The organism is Streptomyces sp. NPDC051740 (genome assembly GCF_044453165.1).
GTDB classification, from domain to species: Bacteria; Actinomycetota; Actinomycetes; order Streptomycetales; family Streptomycetaceae; genus Streptomyces; species Streptomyces atrovirens.
The window spans coordinates 313,327-338,226 of record NZ_JBITCL010000007.1; the positions used below are offsets into that span (position 1 = coordinate 313,327).

Annotated in this window: 25 protein-coding genes, 2 rRNA genes and 1 pseudogene; 18 read left to right on the forward strand and 10 right to left on the reverse strand. The window is 69.5% G+C overall.

Annotated features, from left to right (window positions below; translation table 11 throughout):
- Positions 1-7 precede the first annotated feature (7 nt).
- From ACIA6T_RS15095 to pstB, 5 genes are all read left to right on the forward strand, one after another.
- Positions 8-460, forward strand: a complete 453-nt coding sequence (locus tag ACIA6T_RS15095; protein WP_399446937.1) for an NUDIX hydrolase — start codon at positions 8-10, stop codon at positions 458-460.
- A gap of 256 nt (positions 461-716) precedes the next feature.
- Positions 717-1,841, forward strand: coding sequence for a phosphate ABC transporter substrate-binding protein PstS (gene pstS, locus ACIA6T_RS15100; protein ID WP_399446938.1), 1,125 nt, complete (start codon positions 717-719; stop codon positions 1,839-1,841).
- A gap of 104 nt (positions 1,842-1,945) precedes the next feature.
- On the forward strand, positions 1,946-2,944 hold the full coding sequence (gene pstC / locus ACIA6T_RS15105; protein WP_399446940.1) for a phosphate ABC transporter permease subunit PstC: 999 nt from the start codon (positions 1,946-1,948) through the stop codon (positions 2,942-2,944).
- Entirely contained in the window at positions 2,941-3,996 is a 1,056-nt protein-coding gene (gene pstA / locus ACIA6T_RS15110; RefSeq protein ID WP_399446941.1) for a phosphate ABC transporter permease PstA, read from the forward strand. Before pstC ends, pstA begins: the two co-directional genes overlap by 4 nt.
- A gap of 54 nt (positions 3,997-4,050) precedes the next feature.
- On the forward strand, positions 4,051-4,827 hold the full coding sequence (pstB, locus tag ACIA6T_RS15115; protein ID WP_399446942.1) for a phosphate ABC transporter ATP-binding protein PstB: 777 nt from the start codon (positions 4,051-4,053) through the stop codon (positions 4,825-4,827).
- A 320-nt stretch (positions 4,828-5,147) separates the two neighbouring features.
- On the opposite strand, the gene pitH is transcribed toward pstB, so the two are convergent.
- Together pitH and ACIA6T_RS15125 are read right to left on the reverse strand one after the other, a co-directional pair.
- Positions 5,148-6,146 (reverse strand): low-affinity phosphate transporter PitH, encoded by a 999-nt coding sequence (gene pitH, locus ACIA6T_RS15120; RefSeq protein WP_399446943.1) that lies wholly within the window; start codon positions 6,144-6,146, stop codon positions 5,148-5,150.
- Between the two features lie 7 nt (positions 6,147-6,153).
- A complete protein-coding gene (locus ACIA6T_RS15125) occupies positions 6,154-6,774 on the reverse strand; it encodes a DUF47 domain-containing protein (protein WP_006136311.1) in 621 nt (206 codons plus the stop codon).
- A 239-nt stretch (positions 6,775-7,013) separates the two neighbouring features.
- Between ACIA6T_RS15125 and ACIA6T_RS15130 the strand changes: the two genes are divergently transcribed.
- Positions 7,014-7,373, forward strand: coding sequence for a metal-sensitive transcriptional regulator (locus ACIA6T_RS15130; protein WP_385057388.1), 360 nt, complete (start codon positions 7,014-7,016; stop codon positions 7,371-7,373).
- A 9-nt stretch (positions 7,374-7,382) separates the two neighbouring features.
- Here the strand turns inward: ACIA6T_RS15130 and ACIA6T_RS15135 are convergent, their stop codons facing one another.
- From ACIA6T_RS15135 to ACIA6T_RS15155, 5 genes are all read right to left on the reverse strand, one after another.
- Positions 7,383-7,568, reverse strand: coding sequence for a hypothetical protein (locus ACIA6T_RS15135; protein ID WP_078914047.1), 186 nt, complete (start codon positions 7,566-7,568; stop codon positions 7,383-7,385).
- A gap of 105 nt (positions 7,569-7,673) precedes the next feature.
- Positions 7,674-8,510: a hypothetical protein gene (locus tag ACIA6T_RS15140; protein WP_399446944.1), complete on the reverse strand. Its 837-nt coding sequence runs from the start codon at positions 8,508-8,510 to the stop codon at positions 7,674-7,676.
- A gap of 432 nt (positions 8,511-8,942) precedes the next feature.
- Complete coding sequence (locus ACIA6T_RS15145) at positions 8,943-9,647, reverse strand: phosphatase PAP2 family protein (RefSeq protein ID WP_399446945.1); 705 nt, start codon at positions 9,645-9,647, stop codon at positions 8,943-8,945.
- 211 nt (positions 9,648-9,858) lie between these two features.
- Positions 9,859-10,806, reverse strand: a complete 948-nt coding sequence (locus tag ACIA6T_RS15150; RefSeq protein WP_399446967.1) for an NlpC/P60 family protein — start codon at positions 10,804-10,806, stop codon at positions 9,859-9,861.
- Positions 10,807-10,962: 156 nt separating this feature from the next.
- Positions 10,963-11,406, reverse strand: a complete 444-nt coding sequence (locus ACIA6T_RS15155) for an ATP-binding protein (RefSeq protein WP_399446946.1) — start codon at positions 11,404-11,406, stop codon at positions 10,963-10,965.
- A gap of 174 nt (positions 11,407-11,580) precedes the next feature.
- Here ACIA6T_RS15155 and ACIA6T_RS15160 point away from each other — a divergent pair, with 174 nt between their 5' ends.
- The 8 genes from ACIA6T_RS15160 (at position 11,581) to ACIA6T_RS15195 (ending at position 20,301) form a co-directional block, all read left to right on the forward strand.
- Positions 11,581-12,453 carry a helix-turn-helix domain-containing protein gene (locus ACIA6T_RS15160; protein ID WP_399446968.1) on the forward strand — a complete coding sequence of 291 codons (873 nt, stop codon included), beginning with the start codon at positions 11,581-11,583 and terminating at the stop codon, positions 12,451-12,453.
- Between the two features lie 11 nt (positions 12,454-12,464).
- Entirely contained in the window at positions 12,465-12,857 is a 393-nt protein-coding gene (locus ACIA6T_RS15165; RefSeq protein ID WP_399446947.1) for a DUF397 domain-containing protein, read from the forward strand.
- Between the two features lie 224 nt (positions 12,858-13,081).
- Positions 13,082-13,390, forward strand: coding sequence for a hypothetical protein (locus tag ACIA6T_RS15170; RefSeq protein ID WP_004929725.1), 309 nt, complete (start codon positions 13,082-13,084; stop codon positions 13,388-13,390).
- 200 nt (positions 13,391-13,590) lie between these two features.
- Positions 13,591-14,403 (forward strand): hypothetical protein, encoded by an 813-nt coding sequence (locus ACIA6T_RS15175; RefSeq protein WP_399446948.1) that lies wholly within the window; start codon positions 13,591-13,593, stop codon positions 14,401-14,403.
- Positions 14,393-15,724: a hypothetical protein gene (locus tag ACIA6T_RS15180; protein WP_399446949.1), complete on the forward strand. Its 1,332-nt coding sequence runs from the start codon at positions 14,393-14,395 to the stop codon at positions 15,722-15,724. Before ACIA6T_RS15175 ends, ACIA6T_RS15180 begins: the two co-directional genes overlap by 11 nt.
- Positions 15,721-17,280 carry an SCO6880 family protein gene (locus tag ACIA6T_RS15185; protein ID WP_399446950.1) on the forward strand — a complete coding sequence of 520 codons (1,560 nt, stop codon included), beginning with the start codon at positions 15,721-15,723 and terminating at the stop codon, positions 17,278-17,280. Before ACIA6T_RS15180 ends, ACIA6T_RS15185 begins: the two co-directional genes overlap by 4 nt.
- Positions 17,281-17,293: 13 nt before the next feature.
- Complete coding sequence (locus ACIA6T_RS15190; RefSeq protein ID WP_399446951.1) at positions 17,294-18,703, forward strand: ATP-binding protein; 1,410 nt, start codon at positions 17,294-17,296, stop codon at positions 18,701-18,703.
- Between the two features lie 11 nt (positions 18,704-18,714).
- Entirely contained in the window at positions 18,715-20,301 is a 1,587-nt protein-coding gene (locus tag ACIA6T_RS15195) for a type VI secretion protein (protein WP_399446952.1), read from the forward strand.
- Between the two features lie 31 nt (positions 20,302-20,332).
- Here the strand turns inward: ACIA6T_RS15195 and ACIA6T_RS15200 are convergent.
- A pseudogene (locus ACIA6T_RS15200) lies at positions 20,333-20,801 on the reverse strand (GNAT family N-acetyltransferase).
- Between the two features lie 94 nt (positions 20,802-20,895).
- Here ACIA6T_RS15200 and ACIA6T_RS15205 point away from each other — a divergent pair.
- From ACIA6T_RS15205 to ACIA6T_RS15220, 4 genes are read left to right on the forward strand one after another with little or no spacing between them, the layout of a single operon-like run.
- A complete protein-coding gene (locus ACIA6T_RS15205; RefSeq protein WP_399446953.1) occupies positions 20,896-21,816 on the forward strand; it encodes an ABC transporter ATP-binding protein in 921 nt (306 codons plus the stop codon).
- On the forward strand, positions 21,813-22,598 hold the full coding sequence (locus ACIA6T_RS15210) for an ABC transporter permease (protein ID WP_399446954.1): 786 nt from the start codon (positions 21,813-21,815) through the stop codon (positions 22,596-22,598). Before ACIA6T_RS15205 ends, ACIA6T_RS15210 begins: the two co-directional genes overlap by 4 nt.
- 2 nt (positions 22,599-22,600) lie before the next feature.
- Positions 22,601-23,908: a sensor histidine kinase gene (locus ACIA6T_RS15215; protein WP_399446955.1), complete on the forward strand. Its 1,308-nt coding sequence runs from the start codon at positions 22,601-22,603 to the stop codon at positions 23,906-23,908.
- On the forward strand, positions 23,905-24,576 hold the full coding sequence (locus ACIA6T_RS15220) for a response regulator (RefSeq protein ID WP_399446956.1): 672 nt from the start codon (positions 23,905-23,907) through the stop codon (positions 24,574-24,576). Before ACIA6T_RS15215 ends, ACIA6T_RS15220 begins: the two co-directional genes overlap by 4 nt.
- A gap of 49 nt (positions 24,577-24,625) precedes the next feature.
- Here the strand turns inward: ACIA6T_RS15220 and rrf are convergent.
- Together rrf and ACIA6T_RS15230 are read right to left on the reverse strand one after the other, a co-directional pair.
- A 5S ribosomal RNA gene (rrf, locus tag ACIA6T_RS15225) occupies positions 24,626-24,742 on the reverse strand.
- Between the two features lie 85 nt (positions 24,743-24,827).
- A 23S ribosomal RNA gene (locus tag ACIA6T_RS15230) occupies positions 24,828-24,900 on the reverse strand; the annotation flags it as partial.

Sequence of the window (24,900 nt, forward strand, 5' to 3'; positions counted from 1 at the left end):
GCACCCGGTGAGCACCCCGCGCTCCGCGCACGCCCGCGCACCGCACCCCACCCTCACCGTCCAGGCCGCCGGCTGCGTCCTGTGGCGCCGCTCCCCCGTGACCGGCGGGCTCGAGCTCTGCCTCGTGCACCGGCCGAAGTACGACGACTGGTCCTGGCCCAAGGGCAAGCTCAAGCCCGGCGAGGACCCGCTGGCCGGCGCCCTGCGCGAGGTCGCCGAGGAGACGGGCCACACCGCCGCCCCGGCCGCCGAACTCCCCAGCGCGCACTACCTGGCCAAAGGCCGCCCGAAGCGGGTCCGCTACTGGGCGGCCGAAGCCGTCTCCGGCACGTTCACCCCGAACGACGAGGTCGACCGCATCCTCTGGCTCCCCCCGGAGGCCGCCCGCGCCCGCCTCACCGAGCCCCGGGACGCCGGCCTGGTGGACGCCCTCCTCGCCACCCTCCGCCCGGCACGGTGAGTGTCCCGTTCCCGTCCGGTATCTCCCTGTGTCCTCGACGTGAGCGTTCCGTGACCTCACCGCACCGTCCGCAGGGGTTCACCCCACGTTCATTTACGCCCATCGGCAGCTTCACCTGATCTGCCTAATTTCGGCCTTACCGATACGGGGCGCAGCCCTACAACGCGTCAGTATCACCCAGTCTTGATCGTCTTCAACGCCACTCCTCGCACGCCGCCGGATTCAGGACGGCGGCTTCTGGAAGGAACTCCCTCAAGTGAAGCTTCAGCGCAAGAACCGGCGGGCCCTCGCTCTCGGTGCTCTCGCCGTCTCCGGCGCCCTGGCCCTCACGGCGTGCGGCTCCGACGACACCGGTGACAGCGGCAGCGGCGACGCCACCACGAGCACGCAGGCCGGCAACATCAAGTGTGACGACGCCAGTGGCCAGCTCCTCGCCGACGGCTCGTCCGCGCAGAAGAACGCGATCGACGCGTGGGTGAAGCAGTTCGCCGCCGCGTGCAAGGGCGTCCAGATCAACTACAAGGGTGGCGGCTCCGGCGCCGGTATCACCGCGTTCACCCAGGGCACGGTCGGCTTCGCCGGCTCCGACTCCGCGCTGGACCCCGAGGAGATCACCGCCACCAAGGAGGTCTGCTCCGGCGGCCAGGGCATCGACCTGCCGATGGTCGGCGGCCCGATCGCCGTGGCGTACAACCTCGAGGGTGTCGACAACCTCGTCCTGGACGCGCCGACCCTGGCGAAGATCTTCAGCGACAAGATCAAGAACTGGAACGACCCGGCGATCGCGAAGCTGAACCCCGACGCCGACCTGCCCGACCTCAAGATCCAGGCGTTCCACCGCTCCGAGGACTCCGGCACCACGGACAACTTCACCAAGTACCTGATCGAGACCACCCCGGAGAACTGGAAGTACGAGGGCGGCAAGGCCTGGACGGCCCCCGGCGGCCAGTCCGCGTCCGGCTCCTCCGGTGTCGCCCAGCAGGTCAAGCAGACCAACGGCGCGATCAGCTACATGGAGCTCTCCTACGCCAAGGGCTCCTCCGTGGTCGCCATCGACACGGGTGCCGCCGAGCCCGTCCAGGCCTCGGTCGACGGTGCCACCAAGGCCATCGCGGACGCCAAGGTCGTCGGCACCGGCAAGGACCTGGCCCTGGAGCTGAACTACGCCACCAAGGCCGAGGGCGCCTACCCGATCACCCTGGTCACCTACGAGATCGTCTGCGACAAGGGCAACAAGGCGGAGAGCCTGCCGACCGTCAAGGCGTTCCTGAACTACATCGCCAGCGAGGACGGCCAGCAGCTCCTCGCCGACAACGACTACGCCCCCATGCCCGCCGAGATCATCACCAAGGTCCGCAGCACCATCGAGGGCCTGAGCTGACCTGAGTGTGCGGCCCGGTCCCCCCGCGGGACCGGGCCGCACCGTCCGGTGCACCGCCGCCAGGAGCCCCGCGCACAGCAGGGCGCCGCAGACCGGAGAACCCGATGGACATAACCACGAAGACACCTCCTTCCCCACCACAGCCGACCGTGGCCGAGCACAAGCGCACCGTCCGCGGCGCCACCCGTCCCGGAGACCGCGTCTTCCTCGGTCTCGCCCGCGGCTCGGGCATCTTCCTGCTGGTGATCATGGCCGCCATCGCGGTCTTCCTCACCTGGCGTGCCGCCATCGCCATCAGCGAGAACGAGGGCAACTTCCTCACGACCTTCGAGTGGAGCACCAGCGGCACCGAGCCGGTCTTCGGCATCGCGGTCCTGGCCTACGGCACGATCGTCTCCTCGATCATCGCCATGGTCATCGCGGTCCCGATCGCCGTCGCCATCGCGCTGTTCCTCACCCACTACGCCCCGCGCAGGCTGAGCGGCCCGATCGCCTACGTGATCGACCTGCTCGCCGCCGTACCGTCCATCGTGTACGGCCTGTGGGGCGCCCTGATCCTCGTACCGCACATGAACGGCCTCTTCGGCTGGCTGAACGACTACTTCCGCTGGACCGGCATCTTCTCGTGGGAGGAAGGCCCGGCCCGCTCGATGCTCACCGTCGGCATCCTGCTCGCGATCATGATCCTGCCGATCATCACCAACGTGAGCCGCGAGGTGTTCAGGCAGGTCCCGCAGACGAACGAAGAGGCCGCCCTGGCCCTCGGCGCCACGCGCTGGGAGGTCATCCGGATGTCGGTGCTGCCCTTCGGCCGCTCCGGCGTGATCTCCGCCTCGATGCTCGGCCTCGGCCGCGCGCTCGGCGAGACGATGGCCGTCGCCACCGTGCTCTCCCCGGACTTCCTGATCCACGGCAGCCTGCTCAACCCGGGCGGCGGCACCTTCGCCCAGAACATCGCCAGCAAGTTCGGTGAGGCGAACGAGTTCGGCCGTGACGCGCTGATCGCCTCCGGTCTCGTCCTGTTCGTCATCACCCTGCTGGTCAACGGCGCGGCCCGCATGATCATCGCCCGCCGCAAGGAGTACTCGGGGGCCAACGCATGAGCACCACGACCGTCCAGCACCCGAGCACGCTCCAGGGCGCCCGGCTGCCGAAGTGGTCCCCCTGGGCCATCGCCGCGGGTTCGCTCGCCGTCTCCATCGGCCTCGGCCTGGCCACCGGCATCGAGAGCAAGGTCCAGTGGGGTCTGATCGCCGCGCTGCTCTTCGTCCTCGGTACGTACTTCATCGCCTCCGGCGTCGAGGGCAAGCGCCAGGCCAAGGACCGCGTCGCGACCTCGCTGGTCTGGGTCGCGTTCCTGCTCGCCGTGGTGCCGCTGGTCTCCCTGGTGTGGACGACCGTCGCCCGCGGTGTGAAGGTCCTCGACGGCTACTTCCTGAGCCACTCCATGGGCGTCGTCGCCGACACCGAGGCCGGCGGTGGTATCTACCACGCCATCATCGGCACCGCGGAGCAGGTCGGCATCGCCACCCTGATCGCCGCGCCGATCGGCGTGCTCACCGCGATCTACCTGGTCGAGTACGGCCGCGGTCACCTGGCCCGCGCCGTCACCTTCTTCGTCGACGTGATGACCGGCATCCCGTCGATCGTCGCCGGTCTGTTCATCCTCAGCCTCCTGCTGATCTTCGACATGGGCTTCTCCGGCTTCGCGGGCGCCCTCTCCCTCGCGATCCTGATGATGCCGGTCGTGGTCCGCTCCACGGAGGAGATGCTCAAGCTCATCCCGAACGAGCTGCGTGAGGCGTCCCTGGCGCTGGGCGTGCCCAAGTGGCGCACCATCCTGAAGGTGGTCCTGCCGACGGCGATCGGCGGTATCACCACCGGTGTGATGCTGGCGGTCGCCCGTATCGCCGGTGAGACCGCGCCCGTCCTGCTGCTGGTGTTCGGCAACCCGTTCATCAACAACAACCCCTTCGACGGGGCGCAGGCGTCGCTGCCGCTGTACGTCTACCAGCAGTACGCGAACAGCGCGGGCTCGGAAGCGGCGTACGACCGCGCCTGGGCCGCGGCTCTCACCCTGATCGCCTTCGTGATGATCCTCAACCTGGCGGCCCGCGGGATCGCCCGCTGGAAGGCCCCGAAGACCGGTCGCTGACGCGGCCATACAGCGACCGATCGCAAGACTTTCCCGAAAGAAGCAGTGATTCGCATGGCCAAGCGCATTGATGTCAGCGGCCTCAACGCCTACTACGGCTCCTTCCTGGCCATCGAGGACATCTCGATGACCGTCGAGCCCCGCTCCGTGACGGCCTTCATCGGCCCGTCCGGCTGCGGCAAGTCCACCTTCCTGCGCACGCTCAACCGCATGCACGAGGTCACCCCCGGCGGCCGGGTGGACGGCAAGGTCATGCTCGACGACGAGAACCTCTACGGCGCCGGCATCGACCCGGTGTCCGTGCGCCGCGAGGTCGGCATGGTCTTCCAGCGCCCGAACCCGTTCCCGACGATGTCGGTCTACGACAACGTGGCGGCGGGCCTGCGCCTGAACGGAAAGTACAAGAAGTCCCAGCTGGACGACATCGTCGAGAAGTCCCTCAAGGGCGCCAACCTCTGGAACGAGGTCAAGGACCGCCTGAACAAGCCGGGCTCCGGCCTCTCCGGCGGTCAGCAGCAGCGCCTGTGCATCGCGCGGGCGATCGCGGTGGAACCGAAGGTCCTCCTCATGGACGAGCCCTGCTCCGCCCTGGACCCGATCTCCACCCTCGCCATCGAGGACCTGATCGGCGAGCTGAAGGAGCAGTTCACGATCGTCATCGTGACGCACAACATGCAGCAGGCGGCCCGCGTCTCCGACCGCACCGCCTTCTTCAACCTGGCGGCCGTCGGCCAGCCCGGCAAGCTGATCGAGCTCGACGACACGGAACGCATCTTCTCCAACCCGTCGGTCCAGGCCACGGAGGACTACATCTCCGGCCGCTTCGGCTAGACCGCGAAACTCCTCGCGGTGCTGCATGGCGGTGCCACCGCGAGGCCAAAGGGCCCGCCCCCGAAACCGGGGACGGGCCCTTTCACATACCCACGTACCTGCGTACCTGCGTACCTGCGGGCACCATTGCCGCCCAACTGCGGGCAATCGTGCCTCCCCCAGTGCCTTAAAGGCCTGGGAGGTACCCCCAGGGCGGCACGGGTGGGCGGTGGGGGCACCTCCCGCTCGAGCGAAGCCGAGAGTGGGGGAGGCACCCCGCAAACGCCGGGCTGCGCAACACCCCCCGCCCGGCACCAACGCGCAGCACCGACCAAGGCCGGCTACAGCACAGCCAGATTCACCAGCCCGAACGACAACGCGGCCACAGCAGCCGCCGCAGGCATGGTGATGAACCAGCCGAGGACGATGTTCTTGGCGACGCCCCACCGCACGGCGTTGACCCGCTTCGTCGCACCGACACCCATGATCGCCGAAGTGATCACGTGCGTGGTGGAGATCGGAGCGTGGAAGATGAACGCCGATCCGAACATGATCGAGGCGCCCGTGGTCTCCGCGGCGAACCCCTGAGGCGGATCAAGCTCGATGATCTTCCGCCCCAGCGTCCGCATGATGCGCCACCCACCGGCGTACGTCCCCGCGGACAGCATCAGCGCACAAGCGATCTTCACCCACACCGGAATCGGATCGCCGTAGTCCTCGACATCCGCGATGACCAGCGCCATCACCACGATGCCCATCGTCTTCTGCGCGTCCTGCAGACCGTGCCCCAGCGCCATCCCCGCCGCGGAAACGGTCTGCGCGATCCGGAACCCCCGCTTCGCCTTGTGCGGATTGGCCCGCCGGAAGATCCACAGGATCACGGTCATCACCAGATACCCGGCGAGCAGACCGACGACCGGCGACACGAACATCGGGATGACGATCTTGTCGACCACCCCGTTCCAGTAGACGGTCGTCCCCCCGGCCAGCGCGGCCCCGACCATGCCCCCGAACAGCGCGTGCGACGACGACGACGGCAGCCCGAAGTACCAGGTGATCAGGTTCCAGACGATCGCCCCGACCAGCGCGGCGAAGAGGATCCCCATCCCCTTCGACCCCTCGGGTGTCTGGATCACACCCTCACTGACGGTCTTGGCGACCCCGGACCCCATGAACGCGCCGGCGAGGTTCATCACGGCCGCCATCGCCAGCGCCGCCCGGGGCGTCAGCGCCCGGGTCGACACGGACGTGGCGATCGCGTTCGCCGAGTCGTGGAAGCCGTTCGTATACGTGAAGAAGAGCGCGACGCCGATGGTCACGACCAGAGCGAAGGTGTCCATGAAGGGCTCAGGACTCCTTGACGGCGATGGTCTCCACCGTGTTCGCCACGTGCTCGAAGGCGTCGGCCGCCTCCTCCAGTACGTCCACGATCTGCTTGAGCTTCAGCACCTCGATCGCGTCGTACTTGCCGTTGAAGAGGTGGGCCAGCAGCTTGCGGTGGATCTGGTCGGCCTGGTTCTCCAGCCGGTTGACCTCGATCCAGTACTCGGTGAGGTTCTCCATGGTGCGCAGGTGCGGCATGGCCTCCGCGGTCAGCTCCGCCGCCCGCGCCAGGACCTCGATCTGCTGCTCGACGCCCTTGGGCAGTTCCTCGACGTTGTAGAGGACGACCAGGTCGACGGCCTCCTCCATGAAGTCCATGATGTCGTCGAGGGAGGACGCGAGGGAGTAGATGTCCTCGCGGTCGAACGGCGTGATGAACGAGGAGTTCAGCTGGTGGAAGATCGCATGCGTGGCGTCGTCACCTGCGTGTTCCGCGGCCCGCATACGCTCTGCGATCTCGGCCCGGGCGGAGGGGTCCGCCCCGAGCAGTTCCATCAGGAGCTTCGAGCCCGTGACGATGTTGTCCGCGGACGCGGCGAACATGTCGTAGAAGCTCGTCTCCCTGGGGGTCAGACGAAAGCGCACGTGGGGTCCTCGGTGAGCATCGGTTTCGGTCAGGCTGATGCTAGGCGCATCATCCGGCCACGACGAACGGGCCGCCAACCAGTGTCGCCCATCGGGCAGAGTGATGAGTACGGGGGCGGTCCGAGGTCCGTTTCCGGCCGCTGCGCATGTCATCGGCCAAGAGGCCTATACCCAGCAAAGTTCGCTACCATATACCCACCAGGGGTATGTGTCGCCCGTCAGTGCACCAGGAGGACGCGATGACGACCACCGAGACCGGCGCGGACGCGCCCTTCGCCCCGGACGCGACGGGCCTCGTGACCGATCACGACCACGGCGTCCACGGCTACCACAAGCAGAAGCAGGAGCACCTCAAACGCCTGCGCCGTATCGAGGGCCAGATCCGCGGCCTGCAGCGCATGGTCGACGAGGACGTCTACTGCATCGACATACTCACCCAGGTGTCCGCCTCCACCAAGGCGCTGCAGTCGTTCGCGCTGCAACTGCTGGAGGAGCACCTGCGCCACTGCGTCGCGGACGCGGCCGTCAAGGGCGGCGACGAGATCGACGCGAAGGTCAAGGAGGCGACGCAGGCCATCGCCCGTATGCTCCGGACCTGACCGGCCGTGTCAGGGACGGTCCGGCTCCGTCCGCGCCTCGGCCACCCTCAGCACCTCGTCGATGCTCTCCAGGCTGAGCCGCTCCTCGGCGTTGGAGGCGGCGATGATCAGCTCCCCGCAGAGTTCGATCTCGGCGAGCGCCACGTGGTCCTGTACCGGAACCGTCCCACCGCCGAGCGGTGCCACGCGCCTCACCTCGTCCCTGTCGTCACCGACTTCCTAGAGTAGGGAGCGCCCCACACACCGCGCATGGCACGGAAGGGCTAGTTCAGGCCGGTCACTCCCGGCCTCCTCCTGACCTCACTCATGGCCTCGCTCCGCGGCGATCCGGCCCGCGTAGATGTCCTCGCCCTCGGGAAGCCGTACGTCGGCCGGGACCCCGAAGTCGTACAGCAGCGTGGTCGAGGCGACCGCGACGGGTTCGTCCTGCCGGCCGTTGACGAAGCTGAACCGGTGGCGGAGCTTGCGGATCCGCCCCTCGTCGTCGAGGTAGGCGTCGAACGGCACCCGCGCGGTGGCGAACCCTTTCGCCGCCGCGCCCAGCGCCTCCCGGTTCGCCTCCGAGGCGTCCCGCGAGGCGTGCCGCAGGTCGGCGGTCCCCCGGTAGTGGCGCACCTTCGCCCCCGCGACCTCGGTCCGCTCCACGAACGTCGCCGACCGCGTCCCGCGCAGCACCTCGGCGGCGGCGAACGGATCGGTGGCCCCGCCGGTGACGAGGTTCCCGTCGGACAGCGTCCCGGTGTCCACCCGCACCCACTTGTCGGCGGGCACCCCGGCCCCCCGGTTCTTCATGAAGAGCGCGCCGGGTGCGAGCAGTTCGGTGATGGGCCGCCGGACGACCTTCCCGGCCGGATCCCGCGGCAGCAGCACCCTCAGCCGCCCGAGCCGCTTGCGGTAGTCGTACACGCCCTCGCCCCGGATGGTGACCCGGGTCCCGCCGGTCGCCATCTCCAGGGAGGTGGTCGCCTTGGAACTCCCGGCGTCCACGAGCGCGTCGGCGGCCCCCCTCAACACCCGCACCGGGTCCCCGACGGGAACCTCTTGGCTCAAGGCGTCACTTCTCGCACAGCCCACGCCACCGAGCCCCAGACAGCACACCACCCCGATCCCAGCCACCACGCCGCGCATCCGAGCCATGCCCGGTTAACGACCGATAAAAGGCCCCGTCACGCCGGCGAGCAGGGCGCTACCGTGGTCGACGTGCCGCACCAGGACGACGCCCCGCCCCCCGCCCCCCACTCCACGACCACCACCGAACAGGGCCCCTTCTGCACGGCCCACTGCACCTGCGGCTGGCGAGGCCCAGCCAGAAGAGCCAGAAGCCAAGCCAGAAAAGACGCCGCGAACCACACGGGCGAGTGACCCGACTGCACGTCGCTGCGGGCACCCCTGCCGCGTAACTGCGGGCAATCGTGCCTCCCCCAGCGCCTTAAAGGCCTGGGAGGTACCCCCAGGGCGGCACGGGTGGGCGGTGGGGGTACCTCCCGCTCGAGCGAAGCCGAGAGTGGGGGAGGCACCTCGTAAGCGCCGAGCCGCGCAAACCACCCCCCGCCCGGCAACAGAAGCGGCTCAGGCCGCCAGGTCCCGCTGCTCCGCCCCCGGCGCCCCACTCCGCGAGGCCCCCGGAGCAACCCGCCCCCGCTCGACCTTCCGCCGCGCGGAAACCAGCCACCCACCCCGAGGCGACCGCTCGATCGCCCGCATCAACGGCGTCAGCAACGCCATGGCAACGGGCGACAACAGCAACGCGACAGCCGTACCGAGCGCAAGCCCACCCACGACGTCCGTCGGATAGTGCACACCCATGTAGACCCGGATGAACCCGCCCAACACCCCCAGCACCAGCCCGACAACCCCGAGCCGCCGGTTGACCAGGAACAACCCCACCGCCAACGCCATGCAGAGCGTCGCGTGGTCACTGACGAACGAGTAGTCGTTCTTCCCGTCGACCAGGACCTCGAGCCCCTCATGGTCGAGGAAGGGCCGGCGCCTCTCCACGAACCCACGTATCGGCACGTTCACCAGGACCGCGACGCCCGCCGCGAGCGGGGCCCACACCAGACCCGCCACGGCCGGAGCCGCATCCTCGCCGCCCCGCCGTCTGACACCCCACCAGCACCACACCAGCAGCCCCACCAAGGCGAACAGCAGGCCGAACTCGCCCACGAACTCCATGACGTGGTCGAACCACGTCGGTGCGGCCTTCGCCAGGCCATTGATGTCATAGAGCAGGTCGACGTCGGGGTTCGACCCGGAATCGGCGAGTCCAGCCATGGTGCTGCGGCCCCTTCGTCATGTCTTCCGGCGCACGGTTCGCACGCCGCTCCTGCCACCCCCGTGGTTTGTAGATCCGCTCGTTCGATCGGCTACGACAACAGGAACGCACGGCCCCCGTTGATACGTTCCACACTCCACCGAATGATCACGCAGACGTTATCGAAGAGAGATACGTCTCCGCAGCTCAGGGGGTGGGTTGACGTTCCGCTCACACCGTGGTGGGCAGTGCTTTCGCGCCATCTTCGGTGACCCGGGTGGCACCGAAGTAGTCAGGTGTGTCGATCGGGTCGAATCGGATCACGGCCCCGGTCCGGGGCGCGTCGATCATGTACCCACCGCCGACATAAATGCCCACATGCCGGATGGCCCGGGAATTGGTGAGGTCGTCCGAGAAGAACACCAGGTCACCCGGCAGCAGTTCGTCCCGGCTGGGATGCGGCCCCGCGTTGTACTGATCGTTCGCCACACGCGGCAGCGTGATCCCCACACTCTCGTACGCGGCCTTGGTCAACCCGGAACAGTCGAACCGTCCGCCCTGCTCAGGCGTACCGTTACCGCCCCACAGATACAGCGTCCCGAGCTTCGACTGCGCGTACGAGATCGCCCCGGCAGCCTGCTTCGACGGATCCACCCGCCCCACCGGCGCGGCGAAGCTCTCCTCCAGCGCCCGGATCCGCTTGACGTAGTTCTGCGTCTCCTTGTACGGCGGCACGCCCCCGTACTTGATCACCGCGTAGGCCCCCGCGTTGTACGAGGCGAGCATGTTTTCGGTCAGATTCCCGCCGACGTCCTTCACATAGGACGCGAGCGAGCAGTCGTACATCGCCGCCGACGGGATCGCGTCCGCCGGGTCCCATACGTCGCGGTCCCCGTCCCCGTCCCCGTCGATCCCGTGCGTGGCCCACGTACCGGGGATGAACTGGGCGATGCCCTGCGCCGCCGCGTGGCTCTGCGCCTTCGGGTTGAACCCGCTCTCCTGGTAGAGCTGGGCGGCGAGCAGGGCCGGGTTGATGGCCGGGCAGGAATTGCCCCACTTCTGCACGAGCGCCTGGTACGCGGCCGGCACGCTCCCCTTGGCGAGGGTCTTGGCCGCCCCGCCCCCCACTCCGTTGACGAGGTTCCCGGCGACGACGTAGACCCCGACGGCAAGCAGCATCACGAAGGCGAGCGCGGAACTGACGGCGATCCCCGCCGCGACCCATGCCTTACGCACCGTCAACCGCCCCTCGTCGTCCGGCAGTCCACCGCCGCACGTCAGTGTAGAGGCGACACCCGCCCTTCGGAATGATCACAGAGGACTTTGGCGCGGTTGCTACGGCAGGCCGCTCCAGCCGCATTCCGCCCACAGCACCTTCCCGCCGGAGGGTCCTCCCTGTTCACCCAGCAGCGAGGCACCCCAGGAGTCGGCGTACGCCCGTACGAGGGCCAGACCCCGTCCGCCCTCCGAGGCTTCGTGCGGCATGACACCGTGAGCGAAGCCGGCGCCCAGCCCGGAGGGGACGGTCGGGTCCTTGTCCCACACGCCCACCCGGAGCCGGCCGGACCTGGTCGGGCGGATGTGCAGCGCGTACGGACCGCCGGTGTGCAGATGGGCGTTGGTCAGCAGCTCCGAGGCGAGCAGCTCGGCGGTGGGGGCGAGTTCGCCGAGCCCGTAGGCGGCCAGTACGGACCGCAGGGTGGAGCGGGCGATCCCCGGTGAGCGTGGATCGCGCGAGAGGTGGAGGGTGTAGGACCAGGGCGGGGCTACGGTGGACATGGAAGTCTCCGATCAGTGAGGGCGGTTGGGTGAGTGTGAACGGTTGCCCAGTGGCATGCCGACCCGTCGATCGGTGCGCTTCTGGGCGGGGCGCCTGCAACTAAGCTAGCCGGAAACGTAAAACCCTTTACACGGTTCTAACGAAACCCCACATACTGCACTCGTGTGAGTGACATGCACGGCAAGGAGGCGGACCAGCCCGTGAGAAGCAATCCGACGGGTCGCCAGCTTCGCTTGGGCGCTGAACTGCGCAAACTCCGGGAGCGCGCGGGCCTGACGGCCGTCGAGGCCGGTCAACTCCTCGGCGTCAAGCCGAACCAGATCAGCAACATAGAGGCGGGACGAGCGGGCGTGAGCCCCGAGCGCGTCCGCGCCATGGCCTGCCACTACGACTGCGCCGACAAGGCCCTCGTCGAAGCCATCGCCGGAATGACGGGCGAGCGCAGGCGCGGCTGGTGGGAGGAGTACCGCGACCTCCTGTCGCCCGCGCTACTCGACCTGGCCGAGCTTGAGCACCACGCCACCCACCTGCGCGGCTCCGTGACCGTCCACATCCCCGGGCTTCTGCAGACCACCGATCACGCCCGTTCCCTGTTCCGTCAGGTCGTGCCCGAACTCGCGCCGCCCGACATCGAGCACCGCGTCTCGTTCCGCATCAAGCGCCAGACCGTGATCTACCGGGACAACCCGACGCCGTACCTGGCACTCATTCACGAAGCCGCGCTGCGCATGCAGTTCGGGGGCTCCTCCATCGCCGGAGCACAACTGCGGCACCTGCTGGACATGAGCGAGCGGGAACACATCACCATCAAGGTGATCCCGTTCGCCGCCGAAGGCTTCCCGGGGTCGGGGCAGTCGATCTTCTACTCGTGCGGACTCGTCCCCCAGCTCGACACGGTCCACCTCGACCAGTCACACGGCCCCACCTTCCTCGATGCCGAGGCCCAGCTCGGTAAGTACCGCGCCGTCCTGGAGCGGGTGGAAACTCGCGCCCTCACCCCCGAGAAGTCACGGGACCTCATCCGCACCATCGCCCAAGACCTCTGAAGGGAACCGAGATGCCCCAGCTCACCTGGCAGAAGTCGTCGTACTGCGGCGAGGGCGACTCCTGCGTACACGTAGCCGCCACCCCCGCCGGGATCCACATAACCGAGTCCGCCGACCCCGGCGGAGCGATCCTCACCACCACCCCCGACGCCTTCCGCACCCTTCTCCACTCCCTCAAGGGAGAACCACGCCGGGACCCCCGGGCCCCCGCCCTCGAAGTGACCACCGCCGGCGACGACGACACCGTCCGCCTCCACGCCCCCGGCGCCCCCACCGTCACCACCGACCGCCGCCGCTGGGACGCCTTCGTGCAGGGCGTACGCGCGGGCGAGTTCGATCACTTCACGGCACAGCCCGATCAGGGCGCTCCAATGCCGAACGGAAGTCGTCACGGTTCGTTGTGATGAATCACCCAGCGTGATACACAGAGTGACGATACGACTCTTCACCCATCGGAACGCGCCCCTACCGGAGTACGGCGCGCGCCGGTGGCAAGCTATTCGTACGAAACCCGCCAACAGATGACGCCAAGTAGACATGCGACAGCCTCATCGTCGGCGACAATGAGGTCTGTCCCCTGCACCAACGCAGGGGGTGCAGAACTACCCATACAGGGGCGGTGACTTACATGTTCTTCGCGGCCGACGAGGGAGACATCAACACCATTATCGGCGGGATCGCTCCGGATTGGGGCCCCTTCGGCAGCCTGGGCAACGAGGCCAAGATCATGATCGAGGTGGTCATGGCGGTCGCCATCCTCCTCTGCCTGGGCATCGCCATCTGGGGGGCGGCCAAACAGCGCATCGGCGCCACCGCGTTGAGGGACACGTTCAGTGCCGAACAGGGCAAGGGCCTCATCATCGCGGGGCTCACGGGCGTCTTCATCATCGGCTCGCTCGGCACGCTGTTCACCATCGTGTACGGAATGGCCGTGTAGCCCCGTCCCATCGCTCCCGGCCGGGCACGCCCGGCACCCCCTCCATCCCACCCGCCCGTCGTGCCCACCGGCTGAGGTTGCGTTTCCCTGATGTCCAGTCACCACACCGCGTCCGCGCGGGGACCAGCACGGCTACCGTCGTACATGGAGTACGCGGAGTACGAGGTGTTTCCGCACGACGCTGAGGGGGCGTACGCGGTATGAGTCTCGGAGACGACACGGGCCAGACCCGCACCCGGATGCCGGAGCGGGGCGGCGATCCGTACGGCGGTGTGCGCAGAGGCGGCCGTTCGTCGTCGCGCAGCCTGGTGACGGTGGTCGGCGTGGTGGTCCTCCTGATCGCGGCGATCGCCTTCGCGAACCGTGGAGGCGGCGATTCCGCCGCGGAGGAGGGCGACGGCTCCGGCGACTCCCCCAAGTCGGCGGCGACGGCCCCGTCGGGCGAGAAGCCGGTGGACACGAAGGCGTCCGGCATCCCCTCGGGCTACGCCCACGACCGGCAGGGGGCGGAGAGCGCGGCGGCGAACTACGCGGTGGCGCTGGGCTCCGCCGAGATGTTCAACAAGGACCGGCGACACGAGATCGTCAACACCGTCTACACCCCGGATGCCGCCGCATCCCGGCAGGCCGACCTGGATCGGGCCTACTCGAACGCGGAGTTCCTGGCCAACATCGGCCTCGACAAGGACGGTCAAGCACCTGCCGGACAGACCTTCGTCTCCCGGGTTGTCCCCGTGGGCACCAAGGTGACGGCGTCCAGTGCGAGCGACGCCTCCGTCGAGGTTTGGTACACGTCGCTGTTCGGTCTGTCCGGCGAGGGCTCGACCAACCCGGTGATCGAGAGCTGGTACACCACCACGTACCAGCTGAAGTGGATCGACAACGACTGGAAAGTCACCGACTTCCAGCAGAAGGACGGACCAGTCCCGGTCGGGCGCGACCAGAAGGCCTCCACCGCCGACGACATGACGAAGGCTGTTGAGGAGTACGGAGGGTTCACGTATGCGCGCTAACCACCGCTTCCTCAAGTTCACGGCCGTCGTCGCCGCTGTGCAGGCCACGGCGGTGATGTTCGCCGCACGAGCCGCCGCCGCCCCGACTCCGACGCCGACTCCGACGGACAGCAGCGACCCCTGTGACCTCATCCGCGGCCCCGCCAAGGACTACTGCGAACGAGGCGAAAACGGCGGCGCCTCAACCGACGGCCCCTCCACCCTCAACGACCCCACCACCGCCCTCGACCCCCTCGCCTCCCTCGCCCAGGGCTGTGCCGACGCGGCGTCCTGGACCGTCAAGCAGCTCAGCAAAGCCGTCGACGAGACCGCGAACGTCGACTTCACGAACGCCCAGTTCCGTCAGCAGTACGCCATCGTCTTCGCGGCGTCGGCGATCCTCACCCTTGTGCTCTGGCTGCTCGCGGTCACCAAGCGGGCGGTGCGCGGTGTCCCCTTCACCACCGCCCTCTCCGAAGCCATCGGCTTCCTCTGGCTGACCGTGCTCGCCTCCGCCTTCACCCCGCTGATCCTCTACACGGTCGTGTCGGCGACCGACGGCGTCTCCGAGGTCCTGGCCAAGGCGACCGGCGCCCAGACGGACACGTTCTTCGGCACGTTCTCCGCCGCCCTCGAAAAGGGCGACGACATCGGCGGCGGCCCGATCATGCTGATCGTCGTCTCCCTCGTGTCGATCCTCGCCGCCGGCGTCCTCTGGCTGGAGCTCGTCATCCGCGCCGCCCTGCTCTACGTCGGCGCCCTCCTCGGCACCGTCGTCTACGCCGGCCTCGTGGACAAGAACCTGTGGGGCCACGTCCGCCGCTGGGCGGGCATCATGATCGCCGTGATCCTCGTGAAGCCCGTGATCGTGATCGTGCTCGGCCTCGCCGGGGCACTGTCCGCCGAGGACGGGCCCGGCGCCTTCTCCGCCGTGGTCTCCGGACTGGCGATCATCCTGCTCGCCATCTTCGCCTCCGCGATGATCTACCGCTTCGTCCCCGGCTTCGGTGACGAACTGGCCAACTCCCGCAACAACCGCCTCATGCAGGGTGCCGAAGGCAAGGCCGCCGCGGTCATGAGCTCCCCGGCGAGCCTGGTCTCCCAGGGCATCAAGACCCACAGCACCCGCGCCGACAACAACCACGGAGGCGGCGGCAGCCAGTCCACCGGCCCCCGCCCCTCCAACCCCGCCTCCGGCGGAGTCGCCGCGCACAGCTCGCGCCCGTCGAACGGCGGCGGAGCCGCCGCACCCGCACCCCGCTCGAGCAGCCCGGTGAACACCCCCCACGCCAGCAACACCCGCAACAGCAGTACCAACAGCACGGGAGGTGAAGGGCGTTGACGACCGAGTCCCACTTGTCCCATCCGGTCACGCCCCGCCGTACGTATCTGATCGGCCGCGCCCGGCCGAACGCGATCGTCGGCCGTAATCGCGAGACCGGTGAGATCGCGCTGATCGTCGTGGGCGCGTTCCTCGGCATGATGTGCGGACTCCTCGTCCCCGTCCTGTCCGTGCGGATCGTGCTGCTCGCGGGCCTCCCGATGCTGGCGCTGGCCGCGGTGTACGTGCCGTACAAGGGCCGCACCTTCTACAAGTGGTTCGAGATCAACCGCAGCTACAAGCGCACCGTGCGCCGCGGCACCACCTACCGCTCCGGCGCCGTCGAGGCCGGCACCCGGCTGGACGGGCGCGAGGTGGAGATCGGAACGCCGCCCGGAATCGGCAGGATCACCTGGCTCGCCGCGCCGTTCGGCCCGGACGAGATCGCCGTACTGCTGCACGCGGACCGCAAGACCGTCACCGCCGCCATCGAGATCGAGGGACCGGGCGTCGGCCTGCGCGACTCCGAGGACCAGGAAGCCCTCGTCGACCGCTTCGGCACCCTGCTCAAGCACGTCGCCAACGGCGACGGCTTCGTGACCCGCATCCAGATGCTGGCCCGCACCCTGCCCGCCGACCCCGACGCCCACGCCAAGGACGTCTCCGTCCGCGGCGACGACAAGTCGCCGCCGTGGCTGCAGCAGTCGTACGACCAGCTCCAGTCGATGGTGTCGACCAGCAGCGAGCAGCACCGCGCCTACCTCGTCGCCTGCATGCACTACACGCGCGAACTGGCCGCCGAGGCCAACGCCATGGCGCGGGCGATGCGCAGCCAGGGCGGCGGCAAGGTGGACCGGGACGCGGGGCTCGCCGTCGTCATGGCCCGTGAACTGACCGACATCTGCTCCCGGCTCCAGGAGGCCGACATCCGCGTACGGCAGCCGCTCGGCCAGAGCAGGCTGTCCTCGCTGATCCACGGCATGTACGACCCGGACCACCCGATCGACCACATCCAGGCGATGACGCAGCGCAACGCCTGGCCGGCCGAGCTGGACGCCATGGAGCCCACCTACCTCCAGGCCAAGACCCGCGAGTCCGCCACCCGCGCCCCCTGGTGCCACGCCACGGCCTGGATCAAGGAGTGGCCGATGACCCCGGTGGGCGTCAACTTCCTGGCCCCCCTCCTCGTCCACACCCCGGACGTGATCCGCACGGTCGCCGTCACCATGGACCTCGAACCCACCGAGGTCGCCATCGAGCGGATGCTGACCGAGAAGACCAACGACGTGGCGGAGGCGTCCCGCGCCGCCAAGATGAACCGCACCGTCGACCCGCGCGACATGGCCGCCCACAGCCGCCTGGACCAGCGCGGCGAGGACCTCGCCAGCGGCGCCGCCGGCGTCAACCTGGTCGGCTACATCACCGTCTCCTCCCGCAACCCCGAGGCCCTGGCCCGCGACAAGCGGACCATACGGGCGTCGGCCGGAAAGTCGTACCTGAAGCTGGAGTGGTGCGACCGCGAGCACCACCGCGCCTTCGTGAACACACTCCCGTTCGCCACCGGCATTCGAAGGTAGGGGCTGAGCCGATATGCGGGATCCGCTGTCCGTCGTCACCGACGCCTTCACGTCCTTCCTGTTCGGGAAGGTCGAGACGACACGGCTGCCGGTACGCACGTCCACCGGCCAGGCGCAGGCGGTCTACCTTCCGACCGCCGCCCCCGGCCTCGGCGACTCCGGCGTCATCATCGGCCGCGAGGTCTACTCCGGCAAGGGCTACATCTACGACCCCTTCCAGCTCTACGGCCAACAACTCCCCGCCCCGCACTGGTTGGTCCTCGGCGAGTCCGGCAACGGCAAGTCGGCCCTGGAGAAGACGTACGTCCTGCGGCAACTGCGCTTCCGCGACCGCCAGGTCGTCGTCCTGGACGCCCAGGGCGAGGACGGCGCCGGTGAGTGGAACCTCATCGCGCAGGAGCTGGGGATAACGCCGATCCGCCTGGACCCGATGGCCGCGCTCGACAAGGGCATCCGGCTCAACCCGCTGGACCCGTCGATCACGACCACCGGGCAGCTGGCGCTGCTGCGGACCATCATCGAGGTCGCGATGGGGCACGGCCTGGACGAGCGTTCCGGCTTCGCCCTCAAGGTCGCGCACGCCTACGTCAACGAGTCCATCGTCGAACGCCAGCCCGTCCTCTCCGACATCGTGGAACGGCTGCGCCACCCGGAACCGGAGTCCGCGGAGGCGATGAACGTCCCCATAGACGACGTACGGGCGTGGGGCCTGGACGTCGCCCTGGTCCTGGACCGCCTCGTCGACGGTGACCTGCGCGGCATGTTCGACGGCCCGACGACCGTCGGCATCGACCTCGACGCGCCGCTCATCGTCTTCGACCTGTCCCACATCGACCGCAACTCCATCGCCATGCCGATCCTCATGGCGATCGTCGGAGTGTGGCTGGAGCACACCTGGATCCGCCCCGACCGGAAGAAGCGCATCTTCCTGGTCGAGGAGGCCTGGCACATCATCAACAGCCCGTTCGTGGCGCAGTTGTTCCAGCGGCTGCTGAAGTTCGGGCGGCGGCTCGGTCTGTCGTTCGTCGCGGTCGTCCACCACCTGTCCGACGTGGTGGACGGGGCGGCGGCGAAGGAGGCCGCGGCCATCCTGAAGATGGCGTCGACCCGGACCATCTACGCCCAGAAGGCGGACGAGGCGAGGGCGACGGGCCGGGTGCTCGGCCTGCCCAGGTGGGCGGTGGAGATCATCCCGACGCTGACGCCCGGTATCGCGGTGTGGGACGTCAACGGCAACGTCCAGGTGGTCAAGCACTTGATCACCGAGACCGAACGCCCGCTGGTCTTCACCGACCGCGCGATGACCGAGTCCTCCGCCGACTTCAACGACGACGCCCTGCGCGCCGCCGAACGGGAGGCGGAGGAGCGGGCGGCGGCCTTCGTGGAACAGCACGTCGGCGACTCCGAATCGACGGTGGCGTAGAGGGAGCACGCGTGAGACCGGACGACCACCGTGAGCACGGCCGGGCCGGCGGCCAGGGCGGCGGCATCCCCGACGGGCTGCTGATCGGCATCCTCGCGTTCCTCATCGGCGTGACCACCATGGTGTGGACGGCCACGGGCCTCGCGGGCCTCCTCGCCCACGGCCACTGGCCGTCCGGCGTCACCTTCGCCCGCACCCCGGTGGCCATGCGCCACCTCGTCGCCGACCCGCAGAACCTCCCCGCCGCCTGGCCGGACACCCCGGAGGCCGACCTCTCGGGGTACGGCCTCGTCTGGGGCCTGCTCATCGGCCAGCTGATGATCCTGACCGTCCTGACGGTGTTCGCCGTGGGCACGGTGGCCCGCTGGAGAGCGGTACGGGCACGACGCCGGGCGGAACGGACGACGGGCGGCACGCAGCGGCGGCCGAAGCCGGAGCACCCGTACGAACGGGGGAGCCGGCCGGAGGCGGAACACCTGCCCGAACAGGAACCGCGGCCGACGCCGAAGCACCTGCACGAGGTACCGACCCCGAGAGGGCCCGAGCAGGAGACGCCGGCACCGGAGCCGGTGCGGGCACCGGCACCTCAGCAGTCACCCACACCGCAGGAAGCGGCGTTCACTTCCCTGTCCGAGGGTGAACGGACGGGCGGGCGGGAAACACCCCGCCCCGAAGGCGCGGGGCTGCTCTACGGCCCCCCGGCCACCCGCCACACCACCGCGACCCAGGCCGTACGCGACGCGGAGGGCCCCGCCCTCGTCCTCACCTCCAACCCCACCCTCTGGCACGACACCAAGGACGCCCGCGCCAAACTCGGCCCCACCCACCTCTACGACCCCACCCACCTCTGCGACACCCCGGCCCGCCTCCACTGGTCCCCCACCGCCGGCTGCGAGGACAAACGAACAGCCGCCGCCCGCGCGGCAGCCCTCCTCACCCCCGTCCGCCCCACCTCCCGCCTCGACCAGGCGGTCAGCGACACCGCGGAGACCCTGCTCCGCAGCTACGTCCACGCCGCCGCCGTGGACGGCCGTACGATCCGCCACGTCCACCGCTGGTCCCAGGGCCTCCAGGTACACGACGCCGTACGCATCCTCCGCACCAACCCCAAGGCCGCCCCCGGCGCCGCCGGCGAACTCGAGGCGGCCCTCACGGCGCACCCCGAGCGCCGGGACATGGCCCAGCAGCTGACCACCCGCGCCCTGGCCGCGCTCTCCACGGTCAATGTCCGCGAGGCCTGCACTCCCAACCGAACTGATGCCCTCGCCTTGGATTCCTTTGTCCACGAAGGGGGCACGCTTTATGTCGTGGGTGAATCCATCGAGGACCCCCGTACCAGTCCGGGCGCGATGCCCCTGCTGACGGCCCTCGCCTCACACGTGGTCGAGCACGGCCGGCGCATGGCCGAACGGTCATCCTCCGGTCGGCTCGACCCACCACTCACCCTCGTCCTGGACGACGTGGCGGCCGTGGCCCCACTCCCCCAGCTCCCGGACCTGCTCACCACCGGCACGCACCACGGCATGCCCACCCTGGCCCTGCTCCGCTCCCGCGAACAGGCCAGATCCCGCTGGCCCCACACCGAACTACCGGTCTGACCTGCCCTGCCGGTCTGCCCTGCCGGCCTGTCTACCGGTCCGGCACCGGCCGCTCCACGGCCAGCTCCAGTTCCAGGTCGTCCGGTTCGTCCCCCAGCGACATGGTCACCCCGGTCTCGACGAAACCCGCCTTGCGGTAGGACCCCAGCGCCCGTGCGTTGTCCGCGTGCACGAGGAGCCGCACACGCTCCGCCCCGCGCCCACGCCCACTCCAGCGCGGTCTCGAACAGCGCCTTCGCCAGCCCGCTCCCCCGGTACCCGGGAGCCACGTACACGCCCACCAGATGCCCCTGCCGCCGCGCGACGACGGACCCGGTCCAGTCCGTCGTACCGGCCTCCTCGATCAGCACGGCCGCGTGGGCGACCCAGCTCCCGTCCCCCGCCTCGGCGATGTGCGCGACCGGGTCCCGCAGCGCGGTGAGCCGCAGTTCCCTCGACGCGGCCCACTCCTCCGCGCGTACCGGCCGGATCACACAGTCATCGACGGACATCGCGTTCATGGCCGCCACCGTAGTACCGGGGTACCACCGCCCTCACCCGGAATACGGCCCGCGGTCCGACGCCCACCGCCCCCGCGTGGACGAGCATCGAAGCATGATCACGGCACAGGACCTCACCAAACGCTATGGCGACCGGACCGTCGTCACCGATCTGTCCTTCACCGTCCGCCCCGGCACCGTCACCGGCTTCCTCGGTCCGAACGGCGCCGGCAAGTCCACCACCATGCGGATGATCCTCGGCCTGGACGCCCCCACCCGCGGCCGTGCCACCGTCGGCGACCGCGCCTACGCCGCCCACCCCGCGCCCCTCACCGAGGTCGGCGCCCTGCTGGAGGCCCGCTCCGTCCACCCGGGCCGCACCGCCCGCCACCACCTGCGCGCCCTCGCCCTCACCCACGGCATCCCGAAGAGCCGCGTCGAGCACGTCCTGGGCCTCACCGGCCTCACCGAGGTGGCGGACCGCCGGGTCAAGGGCTTCTCCCTCGGCATGGGCCAGCGCCTCGGCATCGCCGCCGCGCTGCTCGGCGACCCGGCCACCGTCATCCTCGACGAGCCGGTCAACGGCCTCGACCCGGAGGGCGTCCTGTGGATCCGCACCCTCCTCAAGTCCCTGGCCGCCGAGGGCCGTACGGTCCTGGTCTCCTCCCACCTGATGAGCGAGATGGCCCTCACCGCCGACCACCTGGTCATCATCGGCCGCGGCCGGCTCCTCGCCGACACCACGGTCACCGACTTCGTACGCCACTCCGGCGCGGGCACCGTCAAGGTCGTCACCCCGGACGCCGCCGATCTCGTACGCCACCTCACCGCGCCCGGCGTCACCGTCACCGCCGACGCCCCCGGCAGCCTCACCGTGCACGGCACCGACGCCGAGCACATCGGCCGCACGGCCGCCGCCCACGGCATCCCCCTCTTCGAACTCACCCCGAACACCGCCTCCCTGGAGGAGGCCTTCATGGACCTCACCCACGACGCGGTCGAGTACTCCACCACCCTGGAAGGAGCAGCCGCGTGACCACCGCCACCGCCGACCGGCCCCACCGGATCACCCCGGCCCGCGTCCTGCACTCCGAATGGCACAAGCTGTGGACGCTCCGCTCCACCTGGGTCAACCTCTCCGTCACCGGCGCCCTCACCGTCGGCATGGGCGTCGGCATCAGCGCCGCCTACGACGGCACCGGCGAGGGCGGCCTCGACCCGGTCGTCTTCGTCCTCCTCGGCACCCAGTTCGCCACCATCACCCTGGCCGTCCTGGGCGTCCTCGCCACCGCCGGCGAGTACTCCACCGGCCAGATCCGCGCCACGATGACGGCCGTCCCGCGCCGCCTGCCCGTCCTGTGGTCCAAGGCCGCCGTCCTCGCCGCCGTCGCCTTCCCGCTGTGCCTGCTGACCAACCTGTTCGTCTTCCCCCTGGCCCAGGCCTTCCTCACCGGCACCGACCAGTCGGCCGCCCTCGGCGACCCGGGCGTCCTGCGCGGCCTCGCCGGAAACGCGGCCGCCCTCACCCTCCTCGCCGTCATGGCCCTCGGCCTCGGCGCCGTCGCCCGCTCGGTCCCCCTCGCCCTCGGCGTCTACATCGCCCTGGTGATGATCGTCCCTGAGTTGCTGCACATGCTCCCCTACGCCGTCGTCGACGACGCCGTCCAGTACTTCCCCGCAAGGGCCCTGGAGTCCGCCACCGCCGCCCGTCCCGGACCGGATGCGGCAACCCCGGGCGCGGCCCTGCTCGCCCTCACCCTGTGGGCGGCGGTCTCCCTCACCCTGGCCGCGACCACCCTGCGCCGCCGGGACGTCTGACCATGGCCCCCATCGTGTTCCCCCGGGCGGACGCACCCGCCACCATGGACCTCGTGACGAACGAGCGGGAGTCTCCGACGGGGGTACGGACGACGGAGCCCCTCACCCAGTACACGCAACGCGTCAACCAGCGGGTGCGCGCCTTCGACCGGCGCCACCCCCTGCTGTGGGACGCGCACGTCACCGGCTTCTGGGTGACGGCCGCCCTCATCGACTACGTCGGCGACGGCTGGCGCAACGTCACCCACAACCCCGACGCCCCCGGCTGGCTCCTCCTCGTTCTGAGCCTCGGCCTGTCCGCCCCGCTCCTCCTGCGCCGCACCCATCCGGCGGCGGTCCTGCTCGCCACGGCCCCGTTCGCCCTGGCCAACGCCTGGTCCGGCACCGCGCTCCAGGCAGCCCTGCTGCAACTCCTCGTCATCTACCACATCGCCCTGCGCGTCCCCCTGCGCAACCTGTGGTGGGCGGCGGCCCTGATGCTCGCCCCCGTGATGGTCTCCACGGCCCGCTACGGCGAGGGCGAGTGGCACCAGCAGATCGGCTCGCACCTCACGTCCATCGCCGTGGCCGTCCTCATCGGCATCACGGTCCGCACCCGCCAGAACTACACCGAGGCCCTGGAGGACCGCGCCCGCCGCCTGGAGGTCGAACGCGACCAGCAGGCCCAGCTCGCCGCCGCCACCGAACGCGCCCGCATCGCCCGCGAGATGCACGACATCATCGGCCACAACCTGTCCGTCATCACGGGCCTCGCCGACGGCGGCAAGTACGCGGCCCGCAAGTCCCCGGAACGCGCCGCCCAGGCCCTGGACGCCATCGGCACCACCAGCCGCCAGGCCCTCGGCGAGCTCCGCCGTCTCCTGGACGTCCTCCGCGACGACGACACCGCACACCCCGCCGAACGGGCCCCCCAGCCCGGCCTCACCGACCTGGACCAGCTCATCGACGGCGTCCGCAGCGCGGGCCTGCCCGTCCACACCCGTGTGGAGGGCCGGGCTGCCCTCCCTCCTGGCCGCCAGCTCACCGTGTTCCGGGTCGTCCAGGAAGCCCTCACCAACACCCTCAAGCACGCCGGCCCCGAAACGACCTCCGAGATCTCCATTACCCACGGGGACAAGGGCGCCGTCACCGTCACCATCACCGACACCGGAAAGGGCACACCGCCCTCCACCCCGTCCGACGGCCGTGGCATCCCCGGAATGCGCGAGCGAACAGCCCTGTACGGCGGCACACTTGAGGCCGGCCCACGCCCGCACCCCGAGCAGGGCTGGCGCGTCCGTCTGCACCTTCCGGAGGAATCCCCGCAGTGACCACCGTCCTCATCGCCGACGACCAGCCCCTCCAGCGTTTCGGCTTCCGCATGCTCCTGGAGAGCCAGGACGACATGACGGTCCTGGGCGAGGCGTCGAACGGCAGCGAAGCGATCCGCATGACGGCGGAACTGCACCCCGACGTGGTCCTGATGGACATCCGCATGCCCGGCCTGGACGGCATCGAGGCCACCCGCCGCATCGTCGCCACCGGCGACCGCACCCGCGTCCTCATCCTGACGACGTTCGACCTGGACGAGTACGCCCACGCCGGCCTCCGCGCGGGCGCCTCCGGCTTCCTCGTCAAGGACGCCCGGCCGGAGGAACTCCTCTCCGGCATCCGCTCCGTGGCGTCCGGGGACGCGGTCGTCGCCCCCAGCCTGACCCGCCGTCTCCTCGACGCCTACGCCCGGCATCTGCCGGCCGGTGACGGCACCGTGGACGTCTCCCCCGACGACGCACGTCTGTCCGCCCTCACGGAGCGGGAACGCGAGATCCTCACGGTCATCGGAAAGGGCTGGACGAACACCGAGATCGCCGCCCGCCTCCACCTGGCCGAGTCCACGGTGAAGACCCACGTGGGCCGGATACTCGCGAAGACCGGCTCACGGGACCGCATCCAGGCGGTGATCCTGGCGTACGACGCGAAACTGGTGGAGCCGTCCTGAAACGCAGAAAACCCCCGTGCCGAAGGGCACGGGGGTTTTCTCAATATTTGTTCGGCGGCGTCCTACTCTCCCACAGGGTCCCCCCTGCAGTACCATCGGCGCTGTAAGGCTTAGCTTCCGGGTTCGGAATGTAACCGGGCGTTTCCCCTACGCTATGACCACCGAAACACTATGAAACAGACAACCGCACCACGCCGTGAGACGTGGGGTTGTTCGTGGTTTCAGAACCAACACAGTGGACGCGAGCAACTGAGGACAAGCCCTCGGCCTATTAGTACCGGTCAACTCCACACGTTACCGTGCTTCCATATCCGGCCTATCAAC